This is a genomic window from Mesorhizobium sp. P2_C5_2 (assembly GCF_056404535.1).
The window spans coordinates 64488-85124 of record NZ_JBFUDV010000001.1; the positions used below are offsets into that span (position 1 = coordinate 64488).

At 62.7% G+C, this 20637-nt stretch carries 20 protein-coding genes; 5 read left to right on the forward strand and 15 right to left on the reverse strand.

Annotated features, from left to right (window positions below):
* Positions 1–13 precede the first annotated feature (13 nt).
* Positions 14–892: a LysR substrate-binding domain-containing protein gene (locus AC1D1B_RS00295; protein ID WP_477328754.1), complete on the reverse strand. Its 879-nt coding sequence runs from the start codon at positions 890–892 to the stop codon at positions 14–16.
* Positions 893–986: 94 nt separating this feature from the next.
* Between AC1D1B_RS00295 and AC1D1B_RS00300 the strand changes: the two genes are divergently transcribed.
* Complete coding sequence (locus tag AC1D1B_RS00300) at positions 987–1958, forward strand: quinone oxidoreductase family protein (RefSeq protein ID WP_477328755.1); 972 nt, start codon at positions 987–989, stop codon at positions 1956–1958.
* Between the two features lie 3 nt (positions 1959–1961).
* Here AC1D1B_RS00300 and pdeM read toward each other — a convergent pair whose 3' ends face one another.
* The 5 genes from pdeM to AC1D1B_RS00325 form a co-directional block, all read right to left on the reverse strand.
* A complete protein-coding gene (gene pdeM, locus AC1D1B_RS00305; protein WP_477328756.1) occupies positions 1962–2678 on the reverse strand; it encodes a ligase-associated DNA damage response endonuclease PdeM in 717 nt (238 codons plus the stop codon).
* A 1-nt stretch (position 2679) separates the two neighbouring features.
* Positions 2680–5226, reverse strand: coding sequence for a ligase-associated DNA damage response DEXH box helicase (locus AC1D1B_RS00310; RefSeq protein ID WP_477328757.1), 2547 nt, complete (start codon positions 5224–5226; stop codon positions 2680–2682).
* Positions 5227–5429: 203 nt separating this feature from the next.
* The gene (locus tag AC1D1B_RS00315) at positions 5430–6290 is read right to left on the reverse strand and encodes a C40 family peptidase (protein ID WP_477328758.1); all 861 of its coding nucleotides are present in this window, start codon (positions 6288–6290) and stop codon (positions 5430–5432) included.
* 27 nt (positions 6291–6317) lie between these two features.
* The gene (locus AC1D1B_RS00320; protein WP_477328759.1) at positions 6318–6668 is read right to left on the reverse strand and encodes a MarR family winged helix-turn-helix transcriptional regulator; all 351 of its coding nucleotides are present in this window, start codon (positions 6666–6668) and stop codon (positions 6318–6320) included.
* A gap of 70 nt (positions 6669–6738) precedes the next feature.
* Positions 6739–8100, reverse strand: a complete 1362-nt coding sequence (locus tag AC1D1B_RS00325; RefSeq protein WP_477328760.1) for a leucyl aminopeptidase family protein — start codon at positions 8098–8100, stop codon at positions 6739–6741.
* 242 nt (positions 8101–8342) lie between these two features.
* On the opposite strand from AC1D1B_RS00325, the gene AC1D1B_RS00330 reads away from it, so the two are divergent.
* Positions 8343–9164, forward strand: a complete 822-nt coding sequence (locus AC1D1B_RS00330) for a tetratricopeptide repeat protein (RefSeq protein ID WP_181056841.1) — start codon at positions 8343–8345, stop codon at positions 9162–9164.
* A gap of 108 nt (positions 9165–9272) precedes the next feature.
* Here the strand turns inward: AC1D1B_RS00330 and AC1D1B_RS00335 are convergent, their stop codons facing one another.
* The 9 genes from AC1D1B_RS00335 to AC1D1B_RS00375 all read right to left on the reverse strand — a co-directional run bounded on the left by AC1D1B_RS00335 (position 9273) and on the right by AC1D1B_RS00375 (position 18453).
* A complete protein-coding gene (locus AC1D1B_RS00335; protein ID WP_477328761.1) occupies positions 9273–10289 on the reverse strand; it encodes a type II secretion system F family protein in 1017 nt (338 codons plus the stop codon).
* 40 nt (positions 10290–10329) lie between these two features.
* Positions 10330–11343 carry a type II secretion system F family protein gene (locus tag AC1D1B_RS00340; RefSeq protein ID WP_477328762.1) on the reverse strand — a complete coding sequence of 338 codons (1014 nt, stop codon included), beginning with the start codon at positions 11341–11343 and terminating at the stop codon, positions 10330–10332.
* Between the two features lie 29 nt (positions 11344–11372).
* Complete coding sequence (locus AC1D1B_RS00345) at positions 11373–12884, reverse strand: CpaF family protein (RefSeq protein ID WP_477328763.1); 1512 nt, start codon at positions 12882–12884, stop codon at positions 11373–11375.
* A gap of 29 nt (positions 12885–12913) precedes the next feature.
* Complete coding sequence (locus tag AC1D1B_RS00350; protein WP_477328764.1) at positions 12914–14197, reverse strand: CpaE/TadZ family protein; 1284 nt, start codon at positions 14195–14197, stop codon at positions 12914–12916.
* A 53-nt stretch (positions 14198–14250) separates the two neighbouring features.
* Complete coding sequence (locus tag AC1D1B_RS00355) at positions 14251–14988, reverse strand: CpaD family pilus assembly protein (protein WP_477328765.1); 738 nt, start codon at positions 14986–14988, stop codon at positions 14251–14253.
* Between the two features lie 13 nt (positions 14989–15001).
* Positions 15002–16546: a type II and III secretion system protein family protein gene (locus tag AC1D1B_RS00360; protein ID WP_477328766.1), complete on the reverse strand. Its 1545-nt coding sequence runs from the start codon at positions 16544–16546 to the stop codon at positions 15002–15004.
* Positions 16543–17358 carry a Flp pilus assembly protein CpaB gene (gene cpaB, locus AC1D1B_RS00365; RefSeq protein WP_477328767.1) on the reverse strand — a complete coding sequence of 272 codons (816 nt, stop codon included), beginning with the start codon at positions 17356–17358 and terminating at the stop codon, positions 16543–16545. The genes AC1D1B_RS00360 and cpaB overlap by 4 nt, the downstream gene beginning before the upstream one ends.
* Before the next feature lie 205 nt (positions 17359–17563).
* Complete coding sequence (locus AC1D1B_RS00370; RefSeq protein WP_181056287.1) at positions 17564–18082, reverse strand: A24 family peptidase; 519 nt, start codon at positions 18080–18082, stop codon at positions 17564–17566.
* 191 nt (positions 18083–18273) lie between these two features.
* Positions 18274–18453 (reverse strand): Flp family type IVb pilin, encoded by a 180-nt coding sequence (locus AC1D1B_RS00375; protein ID WP_454576564.1) that lies wholly within the window; start codon positions 18451–18453, stop codon positions 18274–18276.
* A 352-nt stretch (positions 18454–18805) separates the two neighbouring features.
* On the opposite strand from AC1D1B_RS00375, the gene AC1D1B_RS00380 reads away from it, so the two are divergent.
* The 3 genes from AC1D1B_RS00380 (at position 18806) to AC1D1B_RS00390 (ending at position 20631) form a co-directional block, all read left to right on the forward strand.
* Positions 18806–19228, forward strand: coding sequence for a pilus assembly protein N-terminal domain-containing protein (locus tag AC1D1B_RS00380; RefSeq protein WP_181056288.1), 423 nt, complete (start codon positions 18806–18808; stop codon positions 19226–19228).
* A 155-nt stretch (positions 19229–19383) separates the two neighbouring features.
* Positions 19384–19974, forward strand: coding sequence for a TadE/TadG family type IV pilus assembly protein (locus AC1D1B_RS00385; protein WP_477328768.1), 591 nt, complete (start codon positions 19384–19386; stop codon positions 19972–19974).
* Positions 19975–20010: 36 nt separating this feature from the next.
* On the forward strand, positions 20011–20631 hold the full coding sequence (locus AC1D1B_RS00390) for a TadE/TadG family type IV pilus assembly protein (RefSeq protein WP_477328769.1): 621 nt from the start codon (positions 20011–20013) through the stop codon (positions 20629–20631).
* Positions 20632–20637 lie beyond the last annotated feature (6 nt).

Below are 20637 nucleotides of genomic sequence, written 5' to 3' on the forward strand. Positions count from 1 at the left end.
CGCGACCTCGCTGTCATGCGGCCCGTGCCCGTGGCGCCGCCGGCAGATCTTTCAGCAGGATTTCAATTGCGGCGTCGACGACGGCAGTCCTCCTGTCATGCGCGTAAAGGCCGTACTGGACGATGAGCGGCTCGGGCAGGCCGGCGGATGTCTTCAGCACCCGCATTGAGCCGGTGCGCACGGATTCGGGTGGAAGCAGTCCAACGCCCAGTCCGTTCTCGATTGCCGCCTGCAGGCCGGTGACGCTCTGGCACGACAAAGCGATCCTGTGCTGCCGGCCGGCGGCAACCAGCGCCTCGATCATACGCCTGCGCCAAGGGCAGGTTGCGCCGAAAGCGACAAGATCGAGCGGCCGCTCCTGATCCAGAACATAGTCCTGGGCACAGACCCATTGCAGTTCGACATTCCATGTCGTCAGGGCATCGGCTGTTACGACAGATGTCGGAGCGATCATGACATCCAGCGCATCCTCGCTCCAGAGCCGCCCCAGCGCGACGCTGTGCTCAACCACCGCATCGAGGCTGATGTCGGGATAGGTGCGATGAAGCCGCCCGAGTGCGGCCGAGAGCGCAGCGGTGGTGACCTCCTCGGCGAGGCCGATGCGCACGCCGCCACCGATGGCGGCCTGCTGCAGGCGCGCCACCGCTTCATCGCCGAGAGCCAAGATGCGCGTCGCATATCCCAGAAACAGCTCTCCCTCCGCGGTCGGCACGACGCCGCGGCCGGTGCGCTGGAACAGGTGCCGTTGAAGCAGACCTTCGAGGCGGCGCATCTGCATGCTCAGCGACGATTGGGTTCTGCCGGTCTGCGCGGCGACCCTGCTCAGGCTGCCTTGCCGGCAGACCGCCACATAGGTGCGAAGAAGGTCGAGGCCGATCTGTTCAGATATCATTTTGTTTGAACTCTGATGTCATCGATATCAGCCTACAATGATATCGCGCCGCGCGCTATCTCCCGTCAAAGAGAACAGCGCAGGGAAGAAAACCATGAAAGCGATCCGTGTTCACCACCATGGCGGGCCAGACGTGCTTGCCTATGAGGATGTCGACATCGGCCAGCCCGGCCCCGGCGAAGTGCGCGTCCGCAACCGGGCGGTCGGGCTCAACTTCGTCGACATCTATTTCCGCACCGGCGAATATGCGCCACCCGCTTTGCCATTCATCCCCGGCAATGAAGGCGCCGGCGAAATCGTCGCTGTCGGCGAAGGGGTGAGCGACTTCGCGCCTGGCGATCGCGTCGCCTATGTCGAGACGCTCGGCGCCTATGCGCAGGAGCGCATCGTGCCGGCGCATTTCGTCGTGCATCTGCCCGATGCCATCGATTTCGAGACCGGCGCGGCGATGATGCTGAAAGGGCTGACGGCGCAATATCTGCTGCGCCGCACGTTTCGCGTCGAGGCCGGCCACACCATCCTGGTGCATGCCGCGGCGGGCGGGGTTGGCCTCATCCTGACGCAGTGGGCCAAGCATCTCGGCGCCATCGTCATCGGCAGGGTCGGCTCGCCCGAAAAGGCCGAGCTCGCTCTGGCGAATGGTTGCGACCACGTCATCGACTACTCGAGGGAGGACTTTGCCGCGCGGGTGAAGGAGATCACCAACGGCGAGGGCTGCCACGTCGTTTATGACGGTGTCGGTAAGGCCACCTTCCCGGCCTCGCTCGATAGCCTGCGGCCCTTCGGCACGTTCGCCAGCTTCGGTACGGCGTCGGGTTCGATCCCGCCATTCGACATCATGCTGCTGATGCAGAAAGGCTCGCTGTTCGCCACCTGGCAGTTGCTGTTCCATCATCTCGCCAAACGCGAGAACGTTGTGGCCATGAGCGAAGAGCTCTTCAGCGTCGTGCTCAGCGGTGCGGTGAAAATCCCGGTGCACACCCGCATGCCGCTCGCAGAGGTGGCCGAGGCGCACCGCCGGCTCGAAGCGCGGCAGACGACCGGTGCAACAGTGTTGTTGCCGTAGAACTCAGCCAGGCCGCAGCATGGCGTGGGAAATCGCGAAAATGCGCTCGGCGCCCAGCATGTAGGCCATCAGCGTCTCGCGGCGGAACAGGCCGGCATAGGCGCGGTCGAGCACGTTGAGCGAACCGGTATAGGCGCCGAAGGCCGGCATGATCATGCGGCCGCCATCGCCGGCAAAGCAGCGCCGCCGCACCGAGCGGCCGCGCTGGACGATGCGCGCGCAAGGGTGAAGATGGCCCGCGACTTCGCCTTCGGTTCTCACCTTCGACGGTTCGTGACGGAACAGCAACGAGCCGATGGCGAGTTCGCGCACCGTCTCTCCGGGCAGGTCGGCCGGCGCTTCCGGATCATGGTTGCCGGCGACCCAGAACCAGTCACGGCCGGCCATCAGCGCTTCCAGCCGCTCACGGAAGGATTGATGCATGCGCTCGGCGCCGCCGCCATCGTGAAAGGAATCGCCCAGACTGATGACGATCGAAGGCTGATAGTCCGCGATCACCGCCTGCAGCCGCAGCAAGGTGGCGCCGGTGTCGTAGGGAGGGATCAGGGCGCCGCGCCTGGCAAAGGACGAGCCTTTTTCCAGATGCAGGTCGGAGACCGCAAGCAGTCGTAGATCGGGAAAATAGAGCACGCCGCGCGGATCGCAGACCGCGCGCTCGCCGGCGATGCCGACCATGTCGGCCTCGGCGATCAGTGTTGCGCGCGCCAGCGAAAAATTCATTTCAAGTCAGACCCTCTTGGTCCGGTTTCGCCCTTGGCCCCATGGCCTCTTCGACCAGATCGGCGGCTTCCATGAGCAGGGACTCGTTGGCGCCGCCATTGACCGATTCCTTGCCGATCTCCAGCATCACCGGCAGAGCCAGCGGCGAAATCTGGTCGAGATGCTTATGCATGATTCGACCGCGCACACGCGAGAGCATCTCGGCAAGTCTGCTGACATCGAGCAATCCGGCCGAGGCATCGGTACGCGTCGCCTGCAGCAGGATATGGTCGGGCTCGTGGCTGCGCAACACGTCGTAGATCAGGTCGGCCGAGACGGTCACCTGGCGGCCGCTCTTCTCCTGCCCGGGAAAGCGCTTCTCGATCAGCCCGGCAATGACGGCGCAGGTGCGGAAGGTGCGCTTCAGCATCCAGCTGTCGTTTAGCCAGGCTTCGAGATCGTCGCCCAGCATGTCCTCGTCGAACAAAGCGGCCAGCGACGGCTTCTTGGCTTTGAACAGGGCCGCCATATCGTCGAGCGCCCACACCGCCAGCGAATAGTCGGTGGCGACAAAGCCCAGCGGCCTCGCATTGGCCCGCTCCAGCCGTCGTGTCAGCAGCATGCCGAGCGTCTGGTGCGCCAGCCTGCCCTCGAACGGATAGGCGACCATGTAGTGGCGATTGCCGCGTGGAAAGGTCTCGACCAGCAGGTCGCCGCGTTTCGGCAGCACCGACTTTTCCTTTTGCAGCCGCAGCCAGTCGGCGACCTGCTCGGGCAATGCCTGCCATTTGTGGGGATCGGCCAGCATGCCGCGCACCTGGTCGGCGAGATAGGTCGACAGCGGAAACTTGCCGCCGGCATAGGACGGCACGATGATGTTGGCGCCGGCGCCGTTGGAGACCACGCACTCGTTCTCGCGAATGCCCTCGAAGCGCAGTACCTTGCCGGCAAACAGGAAGTTGTCGCCGGGCCGCAGCGTCTCGGCGAAATACTCCTCGATCTTGCCGAGCACCGGCCCGCCGCGTCCGGCCATGCCGCGTCCCTGGCGGACATAGCGGACGTTGAGCTCCGGCATTTCGACGATGGTGCCGACATTCAGGCGATATTGTTGAGCGATGCGAGGGTTGGAGACGCGCCACAGCCCATCCTTGGTCTGGCGAATGCGGGCGTAACGCTCATAGTTCTTCAGCGCGTAGCCGCCAGTGGCAACGAAATCGACGACACGGTCGAAGGTCTGGCGCTCCAGCCCCGCATAGGGCGCGGCGCTGCGCACCTCCTCGAACAGTCGGTCAGCGTCGAAAGGCGCGCCGCAAGCGACGCCCAGCACATGCTGCGACAGCACGTCGAGCGCGCCATTGATCAATGGCGGCGTGTCCTGCGCGCCGAGATAATTGGCGTCGAGCGCTGCCCGGCATTCCAGCACCTCGAAGCGGTTGGCCGGAATGAGGATCGCCTTTGACGGTTCGTCCATGCGGTGATTGGCGCGGCCGATACGCTGCGCCAGCCGGCTGGCGCCCTTGGGCGCGCCGACATGGACGACCAGATCGACATCGCCCCAGTCGATGCCGAGGTCGAGCGTCGAGGTGGCGACGATGGCACGCAGCGCGTTATCCGCCATCGCCTTCTCGACGCGGCGGCGCTGGCCGACATCGAGCGACCCATGATGCAGCGCGATCGGCAGCGAGTCCTCGTTCGCCCGCCACAGTTCCTGGAACAGCATTTCGGCCTGGCTGCGGGTGTTGACGAACAGCAGCGTCATGCGGTGCTTCTGGATCGCCTCGTAGATCTCGGGAGTGGCATAGCGGGCCGAATGGCCCGACCACGGCACGCGTTCGCGCGAGTCGAGGATGGAGATGTCGGGTTTGGCGCCACCGGAGACGGTGATCAGCCCAGCCATTTCGCCGGGTGGATTCTGCCCGACCAACCAGCGCCGCAATTCATCGGGCTCAGCCACCGTTGCCGACAGGCCGATCGTCTGCAGTTCGGGCACGTAAGTGCGCAGCCGCGCCAAGCCGAGCGCCAGCAGGTGGCCGCGTTTCGAAATTACCAGCGAGTGCAATTCGTCGAGCACGACATAGCGCAGGTCTTCGAAGAAGCGCCTGGCATCGGGCGCAGCAATCAGCAGCGCCAGTTGCTCGGGCGTCGTCAGCAGGATGTCGGGCGGCACCAGCTTCTGGCGTTGACGCTTGTGGGAAGGGGTGTCGCCGGTGCGCGTTTCGATGGTGACGGGAAGGCCGATCTCTTCCACCGGCTTGCCGAGATTGCGCTCGATGTCGACAGCCAGCGCCTTGAGCGGCGAGATGTAGAGCGTATGGATGCCGCGATGCGCCTGGCCAGGTTTGCGCCTCGGACGGTTGGCCAGTTCGGTCAGAGACGGCATGAAGCCGGCCAGCGTCTTGCCGGCCCCGGTCGGCGCGATCAGCAGCACCGACTGCCCAGCCTGAGCTCTCACCAAAAGCTCGATCTGATGGGCGCGCGGCGACCAGCCTTTCTCGCCGAACCATCTTACGAATGGTTCGGGTAGGGCGACGCTGGCATTGTGTTCGGCAAGGCGCGGCTGCTCGGTCACGCGAAAGAGGTAGCGCGAGCGCGCGCGAACGCCAAGGAAAATCGGAACAAAAGGTGATCGCAGGGGAGCGTTCCTCGCCCCGTTCACGGGGAGAGGATGCCGGCAGGCAGGTGAGGGGCAGCGCCGACCATTCGAAAGTTAGCGCCGCCCCTCATCCGCCCTTCGGGCACCTTCTCCCCGTGAACGGGGCGAAGGAAGAGACGCTACGGCCTCCTGAATCCAGTCGGTCCGCCATAGAGATACCCGATGCGGTCGATCGCGTCCTTCAGCCCTTCGCGCGAGACCAGCATGGTGTGACCGTTGGCGTGGATCATATCGTGGGCGTCGGTCATCACAGCGACATGGCCCTTCCAGAACACCAGGTCGCCGCGTTTCAACCCGGCAAAATCCGGGCCGGGATCGAGCGGCTCGCCGAGGCCTGCCGCCTGCATGTCGGAATCGCGCAGCACATTTTGGCCAGCCATGCGCATGGCCAGCTGCACCAGGCCCGAACAGTCGATGCCGAAGCCGGAGGTGCCGCCCCAGAGATAGGGCGTGCCGAGAAACATCTCAGCCACCGCGACGTAGTCGGCAGCCACGTCACCGAGCGGCTGCAGATGGCCGGCGATCAGCGCTTCGCCGGAGGGCAGCAGCGCATAGTGCGTGCCGCGCGTTTCGGCAGCACCCGTCACCGTCACTGTCGAGCCCATCGACAATTGCCCGCTGATCGGGAAGCGCAGATCCGGGCCGGGATAGAGGAAAGTGCGCGGCGCCGCGACAATATGGGTTGGCGCATGCTCGCGTGCGCCCAGCATGGTGGCGCCGACGTAGCCGACATAGCCGTCGCGTTCGGCCTGGACCCAGGCCCAGCCCTCGGCTTCCTCGAAGACAAGCACATCGTCGCCGAACAGAACCTGCGTGTTGACGCCGGCATCCGGGCGTGGCGCCTTGCGGATATCGGCCACGGAGGCTGTGATGCGCGCCGGACGGCCGGGGACGAAGCGATCGGCCGAAACCTCGCCTTTCAGCCTGGCGTCGGCGAGGTCGGAACGGAAGGCGTGAAGGCGTGCATCCCTGGCGGTCAAATCAGCAATCCAGCTATTGGGTAATGGTCAGATGGGCAGTTCGTGAGCCCGGGCAACAATACCATCGCCGAAGCGCTCGACAAAGAGCGCGCCTTCGACCGTGCGCCGGATCAGCACATTGCGCTTGTCGAGCTCGTCGCGATGGCGCGACACCAGCTTCAGCGCGCCCATCGTATCGAGCGCGCGGGTGATGACCGGCTTGGTCACATTGAGGCGCGCTGCCAGCCCGCGCACCGTATGCGGCGGCGGGTCGAGGTAGATGGTGAACAGGATCGCCGTCTGGCGCATGGTGAGGTCAGGGACATCGTCGCGCACCTGTGACAGCATCACCTGCTGCCACAGTCGCATCGCCTGGCTCGGACGCATCGAAATCGACATCGCCCGAGCATGACGGCAAATTGTTTCGGTTCCGTTTCAGTTTGGAGGCCGTACGCCAGGCCTTACGACCTCAGGCATAACGCCTCGAAATGATCCGCTCCAGCGCACGGATGCCTTGCGCCTCGCCGCCAGCGGGCCCGTAGGGGCGGTCGGACGGGTTCCAGGCGAAGATGTCGAAATGCGCCCAACCCGCTGTTCGTTCGACAAAGCGCTTGAGGAACAGCGCCGCGGTGACCGAGCCGGCAAAACCGTCCGTGGTGACGTTGTTGATGTCGGCGATCTTCGACGCCAGCCTGGCGTCATAGGGCCGCCACAGCGGCATGCGCCACAGCGGATCCTCTACGGCCACCGAGGCAGCCGCCAGTTCGGACGCCAGCGCTTCGTCGCCGGTGTAGAAAGGCGGCAGGTCTGGCCCGAGCGCGACACGCGCGGCCCCGGTCAGCGTCGCCATGTCGATCAAAAGGTCAGGCTCCTCGTCGTCGGCCAGCGCTAGTGCATCCGCCAACACCAGCCGTCCTTCGGCGTCGGTGTTGCCGATCTCGACGGTGATGCCCTTGCGGCTGGTCAGCACATCGCCAGGGCGGAAAGCATTGCCGGCAATCGAATTCTCGACCGCCGGGATCAGGACGCGCAGCCGGACCTTCAGCCCGGCAGCCATGATCATCGAGGCAAGGCCCAGCACATTGGCAGCGCCGCCCATGTCCTTCTTCATCAGCAGCATGCCCGACGACGGCTTGATGTCGAGACCGCCAGTATCGAAACAGACGCCCTTGCCGACCAGCGTCACCTTCGGTGCGCCTTCCGGTCCCCAAATCATGTCGATCAGGCGCGGCGCGCCGACCGAGGCGCGGCCGACCGCATGGATCATCGGAAAGTTCTGCTTCAGGAGATCATCGCCCTTGATCACCGACAGTTCGGCCTTGTGAGTGGCCGCCAGCGTCCGCGCGGCCTTCTCCAGCTCGTCCGGCCCCATGTCGCTGGTTGGCGTGTTGACCAGATCGCGCGCCAGGAAGACGCCGTCAGCGATGCGGCGGACATGTCCTGGATCGACGCCGGGCGGCAGCGCAAAGCGCAGCGCCTTGCCGGATTTCTTGCCGTATCGGGTGAAGACATAGCCGCCGAGAACCAGGGCTATAGCCGCGAGCTCCGGCTCTGCGTGCGCCGAGGCAAACTGCCAGTCGCCTTCCGGCAGGGTTTTCGCCAGCGCACCGATAGCCAGCGCGCCCTCGCCTTCGCCGATGCCGAACAGAGCACCGGCGAGCGCGCCGTTTTCGCCCGGCACGGCGAGCGTCCTGCCGGCTTCGCCGGAAAAGCCGTTGGCGGCCGCCCATGCGATCGTTGAGGGCGAAAGCCCCAAAGCCTCCAGGCCATCCCTCGCGACCAGATGGACCGGCAAGGCCTTGTTTAGTGTCTCGACGAGTTCGACGGGCATTCGATGGTCTCCGGCGCAGGCTTGCAAGTCATCCCCAGTCACCTGACAGGGACGTCGAATGATTTCAACATCTATGCACAGAGGCCAGGCATAGGAAAATGCCAAGCCAATGGCTTCCGGCGGGCCGCGTACCGATATCAACGGGCCGCCTTTTAACTATCCGTTAGGGTTAACAGAATATTTCTGGGGGAATGAAGATGGCCACGCAATGGCCGCGCGCAGGAATGGAGAGCCCCGTGCCGATGCCGACCAACCGCAGGATGAACGTCACGGGCAAACGGTTGGTCACGACGGCGTTGCTGATGGCGCTCGCGGCCGGTGTTGCCGGGTGCGGAACCAGCAAGCTCACGACCGGCTCGATCGGGCGCACCAGCGGCAAACCGCTGGAAACCATGTCGGCCAGCGAGTTGCACAGCGCGACCACGCGGCTCGGCGAATCCTATGCAAAGAATCCCAACGACAAGCGGCTGGCGACAAATTTTGCGGCGGCGTTGCAGATGGACGGCGATGCCGACCAGTCGCTTGCCGTGATGCGCAAGCTGGCGATCGCCTACCCCAAGGATCGCGACGTGCTCGCCGCCTATGGCAAGGCACTCGCCGCCAACGGCCAGTTCGAGTCCGCGCTCGACGCGGTGCGCCGGGCGCAGACGCCGGAATATCCGGACTGGCGGCTGATGTCGGCGGAGGCCGCCATTCTCGACCAGATCGGCCAGAAAGATGAAGCGCGCCAGAACTATCGCAAGGCGCTGGACCTAAAGCCGAACGAACCCTCGATTCTTTCCAATCTCGGCATGTCCTATGTGCTGGAAGGCGATCTGCGCACAGCCGAGACCTATATGCGCTCGGCCGCCCAGCAACCGAACGCCGACAGCCGGGTGCGCCAGAACCTGGCGCTGGTCGTGGGACTTCAGGGCCGTTTCGACGAGGCCGAGAAGATCGCCTCGCAGGAGCTTTCGCCCGAACAGGCGCAAGCCAATGTGGCCTACCTTCGCCAGATGCTTGCCCAGCAGAACGCCTGGAGCCAGCTCAAGGATCAGGACAAGGGCAAGCCGGCGACCAACTGAGCGCCGAATACACCTCCGCGCAGCGCAAAATCCATCCACATCAAAGCTGAAATACCGAGAGCCGCATTGCATCAGCAACGCGGCTCTTTCGTATGGCTGCAACAAAGCCTACTGGCTTGAGGAATTGTGCTGGTCGCCGAAGATGCCGCGCTGGCTGACCTGCATGCCGGCCGGTCCAAGAATGATGGCGAACAAGACCGGCAGGAAAAACAGGATCATCGGCACGGTGAGCTTCGGCGGCAGGGCGGCGGCCTTCTTCTCGGCGGCATTCATGCGCATGTCGCGACTTTCCGAGGCCAGAACGCGCAATGCGTGCGCCACGGGGGTGCCGTAGCGCTCGGCCTGGACCAGCGCCTGGGACACTGACTTCACCGATTCCAAGCCGGTACGAGCCGCGAGGTTTTCATAAGCCTGTTTGCGCTCCTGCAGATAAGAGAGTTCGGCATTGGTCAGCACGAACTCCTCCGCTAACGCCACCGACTGCGAGCCGATCTCATCGGCGACCCTGCGCATTGCAGCCTCTACCGACATGCCCGACTCAACGCAGATCAGCATCAGGTCGAGCGCATCCGGCCACGCCCGCTGGATCGACTGCTTGCGCTTGGCGGCACGGTTGTTGACGTAAAGGATCGGCGCGTAGAAGCCGGCATAGGCGACAAGGATGCAGACGAACACTTTCACGAAAGCCGGCCGGTCCGGCAGCCCGCCGAGCACGAACAGATAGATCGCGGCCAGCGCGAAACCGACAAAGGGCAGGACCAGGCGGAAAAACAGGAAGCGCGTCAGCGGGTTCTGGCCACGAAAGCCCGCCACTTTGAGCTTCTGCAGCGTGCCTTCATCGGCCAGCGCACGCCGCAGGTCCAGCCTGTCGACGATGTTGCGCATGCCGACCGACTGTTCCTCGCGCAGGCCCTTGCGGCGGCGATCGGCTTCGTTGGCCAGGCGCGCACGCTGCTTGGCGCGCAGTTCGTCACGCTCCAGCGCCACCGATTTCATGCGTGCCTTGAGCTGGTTGCCACCCAGGGCCGGCAGCAGCGTGAAGACGGTCGCGAACACCGCGATGCCGACCAGCAATGCGATCAGGAAAGCAGGATCGGTCAGCGATTTGACGACTTGGTCGGTCATTCGTTTTCAGTCTTTTCGTTCGAGCTTTCCGAAGTCGGGCCTAAACCTCAAAGTTCATCATCTTGCGCATCACCAGAATGCCGATCGACATCCAGACACCGGAACAGCCCAGGATCAGATTGCCGGTGCTGGTGGTGAACAACGGCATGATGTAATTCGGGCTCGACAGGTAGACGAGAAGGGCGACGACAAAAGGCAGCGCGCCGATGATGACGGCCGACGCCTTTGCTTCCATCGACAGCGCCTGGACCTTGGCCTTCATCTTCTTGCGATCGCGAAGCACGCGCGAAAGGTTGCCCAGCGCCTCGGAGAGATTGCCGCCGGCCTGCGACTGGATCTGGATGACGATGCCAAAAAAGCTTGCCTCGCTGCATGGCATGGTTTCCGCCATGCGCAAGGCGGCATCGGGGATGGACATGCCAACCTGCTGTGAATCGACGATGCGGCGGAACTCCATCTTGACCGGCTCCGGCGATTCATTGGCGATCAGGCGAATGGCATCGTTGAGCGGCAGGCCGGATTTGACAGCGCGTACGATGATGTCGAGGGCGTTGGGAAATTCGTTGAGGAACGCCTTGACCCGGCGCGTACGGCGAAACGAGACGAACCAGCGCGGCAGGCCGAGCGCGCCGGCCAGCAGCGCACCTGGCAGGACCAGCATCGGTGCCCCGGCGAAATAGGCAAATGCGGTCAGCGCGATGCCGCAAAAGGCGGAGTAGAGATAGAAACGCTCCATCGAGACCTGCATGCCGGCCTGACGAATCTGTGCCTTCAGCGGTGGCTTCTTGACAACGCGTTCGTTGGTCTTCTGCTTTTCATCGAGCTGTTTCAGCGAATCCTGAACGGATTTGCGCCGCTTGACCGCCTCCGCGACACGGTCGCGTGACGCCTTGACGACCGAACGATCGGTCTCGGCGGCCTTGATCGTCTCGAGCCGCTTGCCGGCCTGCTTCTCGTTGCTCATCTGGGTGAACAAGAATGCATAGGCGACCGCGCCGGCGCTGAAGCCGGCGAGCACGATGAACGCCAGTACGGTGGTGTCAATTCCGAACATCAACCTTGGTCCCCACGCCTCCAGATGCGTCAGTCAGCGCGTTTCTCCATCGATTCCAGCGCATTGGCGAGGCGCTGTTCCTCGCCATAGTAGCGGGCGCGATCCCAGAAATGCGGGCGGCCGATGCCGGTCGACACATGCTCGCCAAGCAGCCTTCCGTTCGAGTCCTCGCCCTTGATGTTGTAGAGCACGATATCCTGCGTGATGATGACGTCGCCTTCCATGCCGATCACCTCGGTGATGTGGGTGATGCGGCGCGACCCGTCACGAAGGCGTGCTGCCTGGATGATGACATCAATGGAGCCGACGACGATTTCTCGCACGGTCTTTTGCGGCAGTGAAAAGCCGCCCATGGCGATCATCGATTCGATACGGTTCAGGCATTCGCGCGGGCTGTTGGAGTGGATCGTTCCCATCGAACCGTCATGGCCGGTGTTCATCGCCTGCAGCAGGTCGAAAACCTCCGGTCCGCGCACTTCGCCGACGATGATGCGTTCGGGCCGCATGCGCAGGCAGTTCTTGACCAGGTCGCGCATTGTCACCTCGCCTTCGCCCTCGAGATTGGGCGGGCGGGTTTCGAGACGCACCACATGCGGCTGCTGCAGTTGCAGCTCGGCCGAGTCCTCGCAGGTGATGACGCGTTCCTCGCGGTCGATATAGTTGGTCAGGCAGTTGAGCAGCGTCGTCTTGCCGGAGCCGGTACCGCCGGAGATGACGATGTTGCAGCGGACGCGGCCGATGATCTTGAGTATCTCGGCGCCCTGCGGCGAGATGGCGCCGAACTTGACCAGCTGATCGAGCGTCAGCTTGTCCTTCTTGAACTTGCGGATGGTGAGCGCGGTGCCGTCGATGGACAGCGGCGGGGCGATGACGTTGACGCGGGAGCCGTCGGGCAGGCGGGCGTCGCAGATCGGGCTCGATTCGTCGACGCGGCGGCCAACCTGGCTGACGATGCGCTGGCAGATATTGAGCAACTGCTGATTGTCGCGGAAGCGGATGCCGGTCTGTTCGACCTTGCCGTTGACTTCGATGTAGACGTTCTTGGAGCCGTTGACCATGATGTCGGCGATATCGTCGCGGGCGAGCAACGGCTCCAGCGGGCCGTAACCAAGCACATCGTTGCAGATGTCTTCGAGCAGCTCTTCCTGCTCGGCAATCGACATTGCGAAATTTTTGATGGCGATGATGTCGTTGACGATATCGCGGATTTCTTCGCGCGCGCTCTCGGGATCGAGCTTGGCGAGCTGCGACAGGTCGATGGTATCGATAAGCGCGGAGAAGACCTGGCTCTTGGTGTCGTAGTAGGTCTCGCTGCGTTCGCGCTGGATCTTTCTTGTCGGCTCCGGCGCCATCGGCGGCGCCTCAACAGCACGGCGAGCGGGCGGCATTGCCGGCGCAGCAGACGGGGGCGCTGCGGCTGGCCGAGCAAGCACTGCCGTGTCCGCAGGCTTTGCAGCCGCCGGCGCCGCGGGCGGCGGTGCTGGCTGACGGAATTCCGGGGTGGACCGGCCGCCGTCGTCGGAGCCTCTTTTACCAAACATGATCGACTACCAATTCCGCTTGAGAAGCGTCATTTCTTGTTACGCGAGAGCTTGCCGAGCAGGCCGCCAAGGCCTGCCTTCTTCTTGGCCTTGATTTCGCTGCGACCGGTCAGCACATGCGCGATTTCATTGATCATGCCGACCACCGGGCTCTTGGCATCCATCTCGCCCAGCATGCGGCCGTTGTTGGCGGCGTTTCCAAACAGCAACGGATCGAAAGCGATAACCGACATCGGCGTGATGCCGAGCGGCTCGGCGAAGTCGGAAGCGGATATCTCGGGGCGTTTCGGCACGCCGGCCTGGTTGATGATGAGTTTCGGCGGTGGATCGTTCGGGCGAAGCCGGCTCAGCATATCGACCAGGTTCTTGGTGTTGCGCAGATTGGCCAGTTCCGGTGTCGCCGTGATGACGATCTCGTCGGCCTTGATCAGTGTGTTCTTGGTCCAGCCGGTCCAGACATGGGGGACGTCGAGCACCAGCAGCGGCACGCTGCGCTGCGCAGTGTCGATGAGTTGCGTGAAGGCTTCGGGATCAAAGTCATAGACCCGTTCGAGAGTGGAGGGCGCGGCAAGCAAGGACAGATGCTCGGCACACTGGGCAAGCAGCCGGTCGAGATAGACCTCGTCGACGCGTTCGGGCGAAAACACGGCCTCGGCGATGCCTTGCGCCGGGTCTTGGTCGAAATTTATGTTGGCCGTCCCGAAAGCCAGGTCGAGATCGGCGACGACCACTTCCGACTTGAACAGCGATGACATCGCCCACGCCACATTGTGGGCGATGGTCGAGGAGCCGACGCCGCCCTTGGCGCCGATGAAGGCGAGCGAGCGGCCGATCGGCTCGGCTTCCGGATCGACGAAGATCGACGACACCACGGAGACGACATCGGCCATCGACACCGGCGCGATGACATATTCGGAAATTCCGAAGCGGATGAGTTCGCGGTAAAGCCCGACATCGTTGTAGTGGCCGATCACCACGACTTTCGAGGAGGGATCGCAATATTCGGAAAGTTGGGCAAGCTGCTCCAGCAACTGCTTGGGTTCGCTGCGCGATTCCAGCAGGATCAGGTTCGGCGTCGGCGCCGACTGGTAGAATTCGATCGCCGTGGCGACGCCGCCCATATGCACTTTCAGATGCGCCTTCGCCATGCGGCGATCCTCACCGGCCCGCTCCACCGGATGCGCGACACCTTCGGTCTCGCAAAATGCCTGTATCGAAATACGCGGGACCGGCCGCAGCGCCTGCATCGCGGCAATATCCGATTGCGAGCTGTCGCCGCCGTCTACGGGCGCGTCGTAGGCAAGATTGCTCATCGTCATGCTCTTTCCGTGACTTCTCTTTCCAGTCTCTACGCGGGCTGGCGCTCCTAGTACGTCACTTCCGAATTGCCGAGGAACTCGTCCGAAATACCTCTGCCGCGATAGACGTCGATCACCGCGCCGCGGTTTTCGGCGTCGATATCGGTCGACTTTCTTGGCCCGAGCAGATCGGCCGGATTGGCGAGCTGCGCGGCGAGGTTGTTCTGAGACGAGCAGCCGTAATCGGCGTAGTGTTTGTTTTCCGAGGACTCGAACAGGTCCTCGGGCCAGCGTCCGCATTTGTCGGTCTGGGCTCTCACCGAAATATAGGAGACGCGGATAGGCGCCGAGGCTTCCGGGGAAACCGACTGATAGGAGGTAACGACGATCCGGTTTCGCTTGATGCCGCTGGCAATCGCCAGCCTGGCGAAATCGCGCGCCGCAGCGGTCGCTGCCACCTCGTTGGCCGAGCCGATCGGGGTTGCGATCGTCAGCGCGGGGGCGGCGCTCTTGTCGTAGCCGTCGAGGAAGCCCAGAAGCGTGTCGCGCTGCGAGCCGGTCATGCCGCGATCACCGGCGCCGACCGGAAGGTCGATCTTCTGGTTCTTCTCGGCAATCACGATCGGATGCGTGGTGCGATAGTCATCAGGGATTGCCCCAACCGTGATGCTGTCGCGCTTGGCGCAACCGGCGAGCGAGGCCGCGATCGCGATCGCCAGGATCGGTATTGCCGATCGGCGGATCCGGGCACCACCGGACCGCACTGTTGCGGCGACCGCCATTGCCTTCGATGCTGACTGAGACATGTCCGCTCCCCGCTTACTTGTAGATGAAGCCGACAACGCCGTGGTAACGGCCGTTGGGCTTGTCGGTCTGCATGGTGCCGTAGACGCGGTTGACGCGGCCAAGGAACATGGCCGGGCCATCGCCGGCGGCGTTGAAATTGTCGTCCGGCTTGGCCAGGTCGTTGCGCGCCACCGGCCGCGCCAGATAGGGGGTGATGATGATCACCAGCTCGCTTTCGTTGCGGATGAAATCGCGGCTGCGGAAGAGCGTGCCGAGCACCGGTATCTTGGCCAGGCCGGGCAATCCCGATACGGCCTGGCGGACGTCGTCGCGAACCAGGCCGGCGATCATCATCGAGCCGCCTGACGGCAATTCGACGGTGGTGTCGGCAAGCCTCTTGCGGATCGACAGGAGCGTCGTGCCGGGCAAGTTGGCGGCGCCTTCCAGGGTGGCCGCACCTTCCATGGTCGGCTCCGACACGGAGGTCCTGACCTTGAGGCTGATCCGGCCCGCCGACAGCACAACGGGCTGGAACTCGAGGCCGATGCCGTATTCGAGCTTTTCGTTGGTGTAGGTTACCTGGCCGGTCTGGTTGTCGGTCGAAACGTTGTTCGTACGTGCGGTGATAAGATTGAATTCGCCGCCGGCCCTGAACGTTGCCTTCTCGCCCGAAACCGCCGTGAGGGTCGGTTCGGCAAGCGTCTTCATGACGCCGCTTTGCTCCATGGCGTTGATGTAGGCTTGAAGGCCATTGCCTTTCCCGTCACCCAGCAGATTCAGCGCCGAATACTGCGAAATCGGTTTGCCCAGCCCGTAGTTGGGCGAACTCAGCGCACCGTAGGAAATGCCGTCGATGCTGCCGTTGCCGACCATATTGACGCCGAGCTGCTTCATCACCGAGCGGCTGACTTCGGCCACGGTCACCTTCAGCGTCACCTGGTCGTCGCCGATGATCTGCAGCAGGTTGACGATCTTCGAGACCCGGCGCTCGGCATCCGGATTGTTGATGTCGACGCCGCCATTGGCATTGCCACCGGCCGCGGTCTGCGAATACTGGCCGGTTGTCGCTTCACCGCCGGACACGAAGATGGTTGCCAGATCGACGGCGCGTTTGGCATCTAGCGGCGTATCCACGGTGCCGGTCAGGACGACGTTGTCGTTCAGCAACTCGACCTTGATGTCGGCCGTCGGCAGAAAGCGCTTGAGATAGTCGTCCAACCCGGCGACGTCGCGTTCGACGGCCAGATCGAGGCTGACGATCTGCTCGCCATTGGGACCGAAGACGAAGATGTTGGTTTCGCCCACTGCCTTGCCAAACAGATAGATGCGCCTTGCCGTGCGCGTCACCGCATCGGCGACCGCGGGGTTGGCGACAAGGATGTCGTAGGCGTCGCTTGGCAGGTCGATGACCACCGATTTGTTGAGGCCGAGCTTGACGCGTTGCGTGGCCGTTGAAGCCGTGACACCGGCGCTCTTGCCGGCGGCCTTGGCCTCGAGGAGGCCACTTGCATGGGCGCCGAGGAAAAGCAGGCCGATTGCCGCAGCCATAGTGACCGGCAGTTTAGCGATTAACCTCATTTCCTTGCCCCTACTTCGGAAACTTCGCCCGATTTGATCAACCGCACCGTTCCGCGCCGCCCATTGCCGGAAACGAGGTAGTCGGCTTCATCGGTGCCTTTTTCCTTGTTGTCGGTGATCGAGCGCAGTGCCAGCGTCAGGCGGTCGGCCATCTGCTGGGCGACAGTGATGATCTCGGCCTGCTGCGGCGTCAGCTCCAGCGTCGCCGTCTGTCCGACCCTGGTCTTCTTGCCTTCCTCGTCCTCCTGGATGGTCTGGTCGATCGCCAGGACGCGGATGTTCTTGAGGATGGTTTCTGTGGTGAATCCGCTGCCGGCGTTGCCGGTGTCGGATCTGCGGGTCATGATGACGTCGACAAAATCGTTGGGCAGGATAAAGCCACCTGCCGACGTATCGGCCGAGATCGCGGTGGCGACGGCCCGCTTGCCGGTGGGCAGGATCGACGACATGAAGCTCTGCCCCTCGCCGATCAGCTTGGAGCGCCGCAGCGGCTCACCGGTGTACATCGCAACGCGGGCGACGGAGCCTTTCAGCTTGTCCAGCGCGTCGGGTTCGACGGTACGGGTGATGAAATTCGCGTTGATCCCTTCAGCCGGCCAGGACTCCCAACTGATGTTGTTCTCAAGCGGACTGCCCATGGCGACGTCGCCGGAAAGCACGAGCACATCCTGCAAGGCGATTGCAGGCGCCTGAGGCGCGTCGGCAACGACCTGCTGGGGCGGCGAGACCGCCACCATGTTCTTCGCAACGTAACCTGCACCACCCGCCGCAGCCACCGCCACGCCCAGAATGATCAGTCGGGATGCTGGCATCTGTCCGAACCCTCGCCTTTAGGCAATACACCTAGCCAGGCCGGACTTTGCAGCGGCAATCGTCAAAACAAGGTTAATGTAATGCTTACGATCGTGATTAATTTAAGGTTTACATAAATTAGACGCATCCAACGCTGCGACAAACAAAAAGGCGGCCAAGCCGCCTCTTTTCATCGATCCCGGAGCGGCAAAGAGGCTCGCTGTATCAGGCCGCCAGCCTTGCCAGTGCCCATACCATCAAAGGTGAATCCGGATAGGTCAGCAGCCCGCCAATGCCGAGTGCAATGCCGTAGGGAACGCCGGTCGTGTCGTCGGCGAAATGGCGCAGGAACGGATTGTGGCTGGTGTAAGTCGCCAGCGGCGATTTCCGATAGACAAGGATGGCGAGCGTCAGCAGGCCACCGATGAATGTCGAGATCACCAGATACTCGACGAGGTGAGGGTTGAACCCCATCCAGACGGCGGTGCCGGCGAGCAGCTTGGCGTCTCCGCCCCCCATGCCGCCAAGCGCAAACAGACCGAACGTCACGGCCAGCACCAGGGCGCCGGCAGCGAAATGCCAGCCATAGGTTGCCCAGTCCATGCCCGTCAGCGGCGCAACCAGGGCAAACACCGCCAGCAGCAACACCGGTACGCGGTTGGCGATCGTCATCGACAGCATGTCGGAGATCGCGGCAAAGAGCATGCAGAAGGGAAAGACGACAAAGATCAGGGCTTCAAGCATCGGCGCGGCGCCTTGGTCAAATTGTATCGGACTTCAGCCTAGACAGGTTCGATTAACGATTGATGAGGCAGCGATCTCAAATTTTCTGGTGTCGCCTGCGAATTGCGGATTCAGATCCTGCGCATCGCACAAATGAAACAAGGGCCGCAAAGAGCGGCCCTTGTTCCCAAACAATCGTCGACCCGTAAGTATTACGGAGCGTTGCCGGTCGAGACGGCAGTGGCGATGTCATTGAACTTGACGCCCAGGGCGTTGCCGAGCGAACCAGCACCGACCATGATTGCAAGCGCGATGAGAGCGGCGATCAGACCGTATTCGATAGCGGTCGCGCCGGACTCGTCCTTCACGAAACGTGCGATGAGATTAGACATTCGAGAGCTCCTACTCCACGTGTTACAGCACTTCCGTCAACTTCTGTGGTGGTTGATCGGATGCTGCCAATCTAGGGAGAAGCTCTTTCAATCGGCTTAATAAACAGCCTTACCGATTCCTTTCGCGCTTCGAACAGCGTGCGTGGTTAACCGTAAACTAAACGCCGGACAGCGGCTTGCCTGCCCGTGAAAAGGCCGCGAAAGCTGGAGCTTCGCGGCAATCGGCAGGACGCTCTTTATATTAGCTAGCGGCAAAATGCGTGGGGATATCCCAGGCCCGGTCATCGGCTTAACCGTTGGTTCACCAATCTCGTTCATGTTCCGTTGAACAAGTTTGCCGTGGAGCGCCTCGATGACCGCCATGAAATCGTCATTCCTGCTTGCCGCGCTCCTCGCCGTCCCGGCTTTTGTGCTGCCGGCCAAGGCCGGAGCCGGCATCGAAGTGACGATGAACCAGGCCAAGATCGTCAAATTGACACGCCCAGCTGACACCATCGTCATCGGCAATCCGGCGATTGCCGACGCCTCCGTCCAGGATGCATCGACCATCGTGCTGACGGGCAAGGGGTTCGGCGTCACCAATCTGGTTGTGCTCGATCAGGATGGTAGCCCAATCGTCGACGAGCAGGTAACCGTGGTACGCCAGGACGCATCGTCGGTGCGTATCTACAGGCGCGCTTCGGTACAGACCATGTCCTGCACGCCCTATTGCGAGAGCTCGTTCAAAAGCGAGTCGGAGAAGACCTCCGAAGCCGAAATGAGCGCCGGTCAGTAAGCGCCTGGGGTGCTCGCTGTTTCCCCGAAATGTCGCTTCGGTTAGCGGCGGGTTAATGCCTTCCCGCCGAATTTAGCAGTCATCCAAACCGGGCCTCAATGGGTTCTCGCTAAATGTGGCCGCTGGCATCGCATCAGGATCGGCAGGGACGGAACATGGGCGAGGATTCAACACCCGAAATCGGCAAGGCAAGTGCAGCACCGGCGAAGCTCGGCCGCCGCTTCCTTGGCGATCGTCGCGGCAGCACGGCGATAGAATTCGCCATGCTGGCGATCCCGTTTGCGCTTCTCGTCTTCGCCATCCTCGAGAGCTGCATTTCATTTGCCGGACAGGAGGTGATGGCCAACATCACCGATGACGTCGCACGCCAGGTGCGCACCGGCCAATTGAAGCCGACCGACCTGACCGGGACCAAGCTCAGGGACATCATTTGCACCCGGCTGGAGATCATGGTCGCCAAGACCTGCCCGGGCTTGCTGGTGGATCTGCGCGAATATCCGACCTTTGCCGATGCCGCCACGGCTGGCTTCAAGATCGTCGATGGCGAGATCGTGCTGACGCAAGGCACGAGTTCGATGAGCTTCGCCGTGACGCCGGGACTGGCGGAAACGAAGAACATGCTGAGGGTCTTCTACAAATGGCCGGTCATGACCGATTTCATGGCCAAATCGATGGCCAATCTGAAAGACGGCAACACGTTGCATTTCGCATCGGTGACCTGGCAGAACGAACCGTTCGACGACTGAGAACTCAGCGTTATTTTGGCTTAAAGGGAAACAGGCATGTATCGTGCGGGGGCACATCAGGGATTTTCGGGTATCTGGGCAAGAGCGACGCGGTTCTGCTCGGATCGCCGCGGCATCGCGGCCATCGAGTTCGCCTTCATCGTGCCTGTGCTCCTGATCATGTATTTCGTAACTATGGAGGCCTCGCAGGCCATCGAGACCAGCAAGAAGGTCAGCCGCATCGGCTCCATGGTTGCGGATCTGATCACACAGCAGCAGACAGTCGTGGCCGCCGACATCGATGCGATCATGAAGATCGGCACCTCGACCCTGCAGCCCTACAACCGCTCAACGCCGACGATCATCGTCACGGCGATACAGGTAACGACCGAGACGCCGCCGAAGGTAAAGGTCGTGTGGTCGCGCAAGCTGGTCGAGGGCTCCTATATCGTCGACGCCGCCAAGGACACCATCACAACAGTCCCCGCAACGCTCAGGATCGCTGACACTTTCCTCATCCGCGTCGAAAGCCAGCTGGCCTATAAGCCCATCGTCACCTGGTCTGCCGACAGCGAAAAGCGACTTGGGCTGACCTCTGCCTTCGACTCGATAACGATGGGCGAGACCTACTACCTCAGGCCGCGCCGGAGCACGACGATCCCCTGCGGCAACTGCTGAAGCGCC

Excerpts from the sequence above, each read along its gene's own strand:
- AC1D1B_RS00340 (WP_477328762.1), bottom strand. The coding sequence starts at position 11,343 with ATGTTCGGAATTGACACCACCGTACTGGCGTTCATCGTGCTCGCCGGC.
- AC1D1B_RS00335 (WP_477328761.1), bottom strand. The coding sequence starts at position 10,289 with ATGACCGACCAAGTCGTCAAATCGCTGACCGATCCTGCTTTCCTGATC.
- AC1D1B_RS00330 (WP_181056841.1), top strand. The coding sequence starts at position 8,343 with ATGCCGACCAACCGCAGGATGAACGTCACGGGCAAACGGTTGGTCACG.
- AC1D1B_RS00385 (WP_477328768.1), top strand. The coding sequence starts at position 19,384 with ATGGGCGAGGATTCAACACCCGAAATCGGCAAGGCAAGTGCAGCACCG.
- cpaB (WP_477328767.1), bottom strand. The coding sequence starts at position 17,358 with ATGCCAGCATCCCGACTGATCATTCTGGGCGTGGCGGTGGCTGCGGCG.
- AC1D1B_RS00375 (WP_454576564.1), bottom strand. The coding sequence starts at position 18,453 with ATGTCTAATCTCATCGCACGTTTCGTGAAGGACGAGTCCGGCGCGACC.
- AC1D1B_RS00350 (WP_477328764.1), bottom strand. The coding sequence starts at position 14,197 with ATGAGCAATCTTGCCTACGACGCGCCCGTAGACGGCGGCGACAGCTCG.
- AC1D1B_RS00370 (WP_181056287.1), bottom strand. The coding sequence starts at position 18,082 with ATGCTTGAAGCCCTGATCTTTGTCGTCTTTCCCTTCTGCATGCTCTTT.
- AC1D1B_RS00325 (WP_477328760.1), bottom strand. The coding sequence starts at position 8,100 with ATGCCCGTCGAACTCGTCGAGACACTAAACAAGGCCTTGCCGGTCCAT.
- AC1D1B_RS00390 (WP_477328769.1), top strand. The coding sequence starts at position 20,011 with ATGTATCGTGCGGGGGCACATCAGGGATTTTCGGGTATCTGGGCAAGA.
- AC1D1B_RS00380 (WP_181056288.1), top strand. The coding sequence starts at position 18,806 with ATGACCGCCATGAAATCGTCATTCCTGCTTGCCGCGCTCCTCGCCGTC.
- AC1D1B_RS00295 (WP_477328754.1), bottom strand. The coding sequence starts at position 892 with ATGATATCTGAACAGATCGGCCTCGACCTTCTTCGCACCTATGTGGCG.
- AC1D1B_RS00355 (WP_477328765.1), bottom strand. The coding sequence starts at position 14,988 with ATGTCTCAGTCAGCATCGAAGGCAATGGCGGTCGCCGCAACAGTGCGG.
- AC1D1B_RS00320 (WP_477328759.1), bottom strand. The coding sequence starts at position 6,668 with ATGTCGATTTCGATGCGTCCGAGCCAGGCGATGCGACTGTGGCAGCAG.
- pdeM (WP_477328756.1), bottom strand. The coding sequence starts at position 2,678 with ATGAATTTTTCGCTGGCGCGCGCAACACTGATCGCCGAGGCCGACATG.
- AC1D1B_RS00345 (WP_477328763.1), bottom strand. The coding sequence starts at position 12,884 with ATGTTTGGTAAAAGAGGCTCCGACGACGGCGGCCGGTCCACCCCGGAA.
- AC1D1B_RS00360 (WP_477328766.1), bottom strand. The coding sequence starts at position 16,546 with ATGAGGTTAATCGCTAAACTGCCGGTCACTATGGCTGCGGCAATCGGC.
- AC1D1B_RS00300 (WP_477328755.1), top strand. The coding sequence starts at position 987 with ATGAAAGCGATCCGTGTTCACCACCATGGCGGGCCAGACGTGCTTGCC.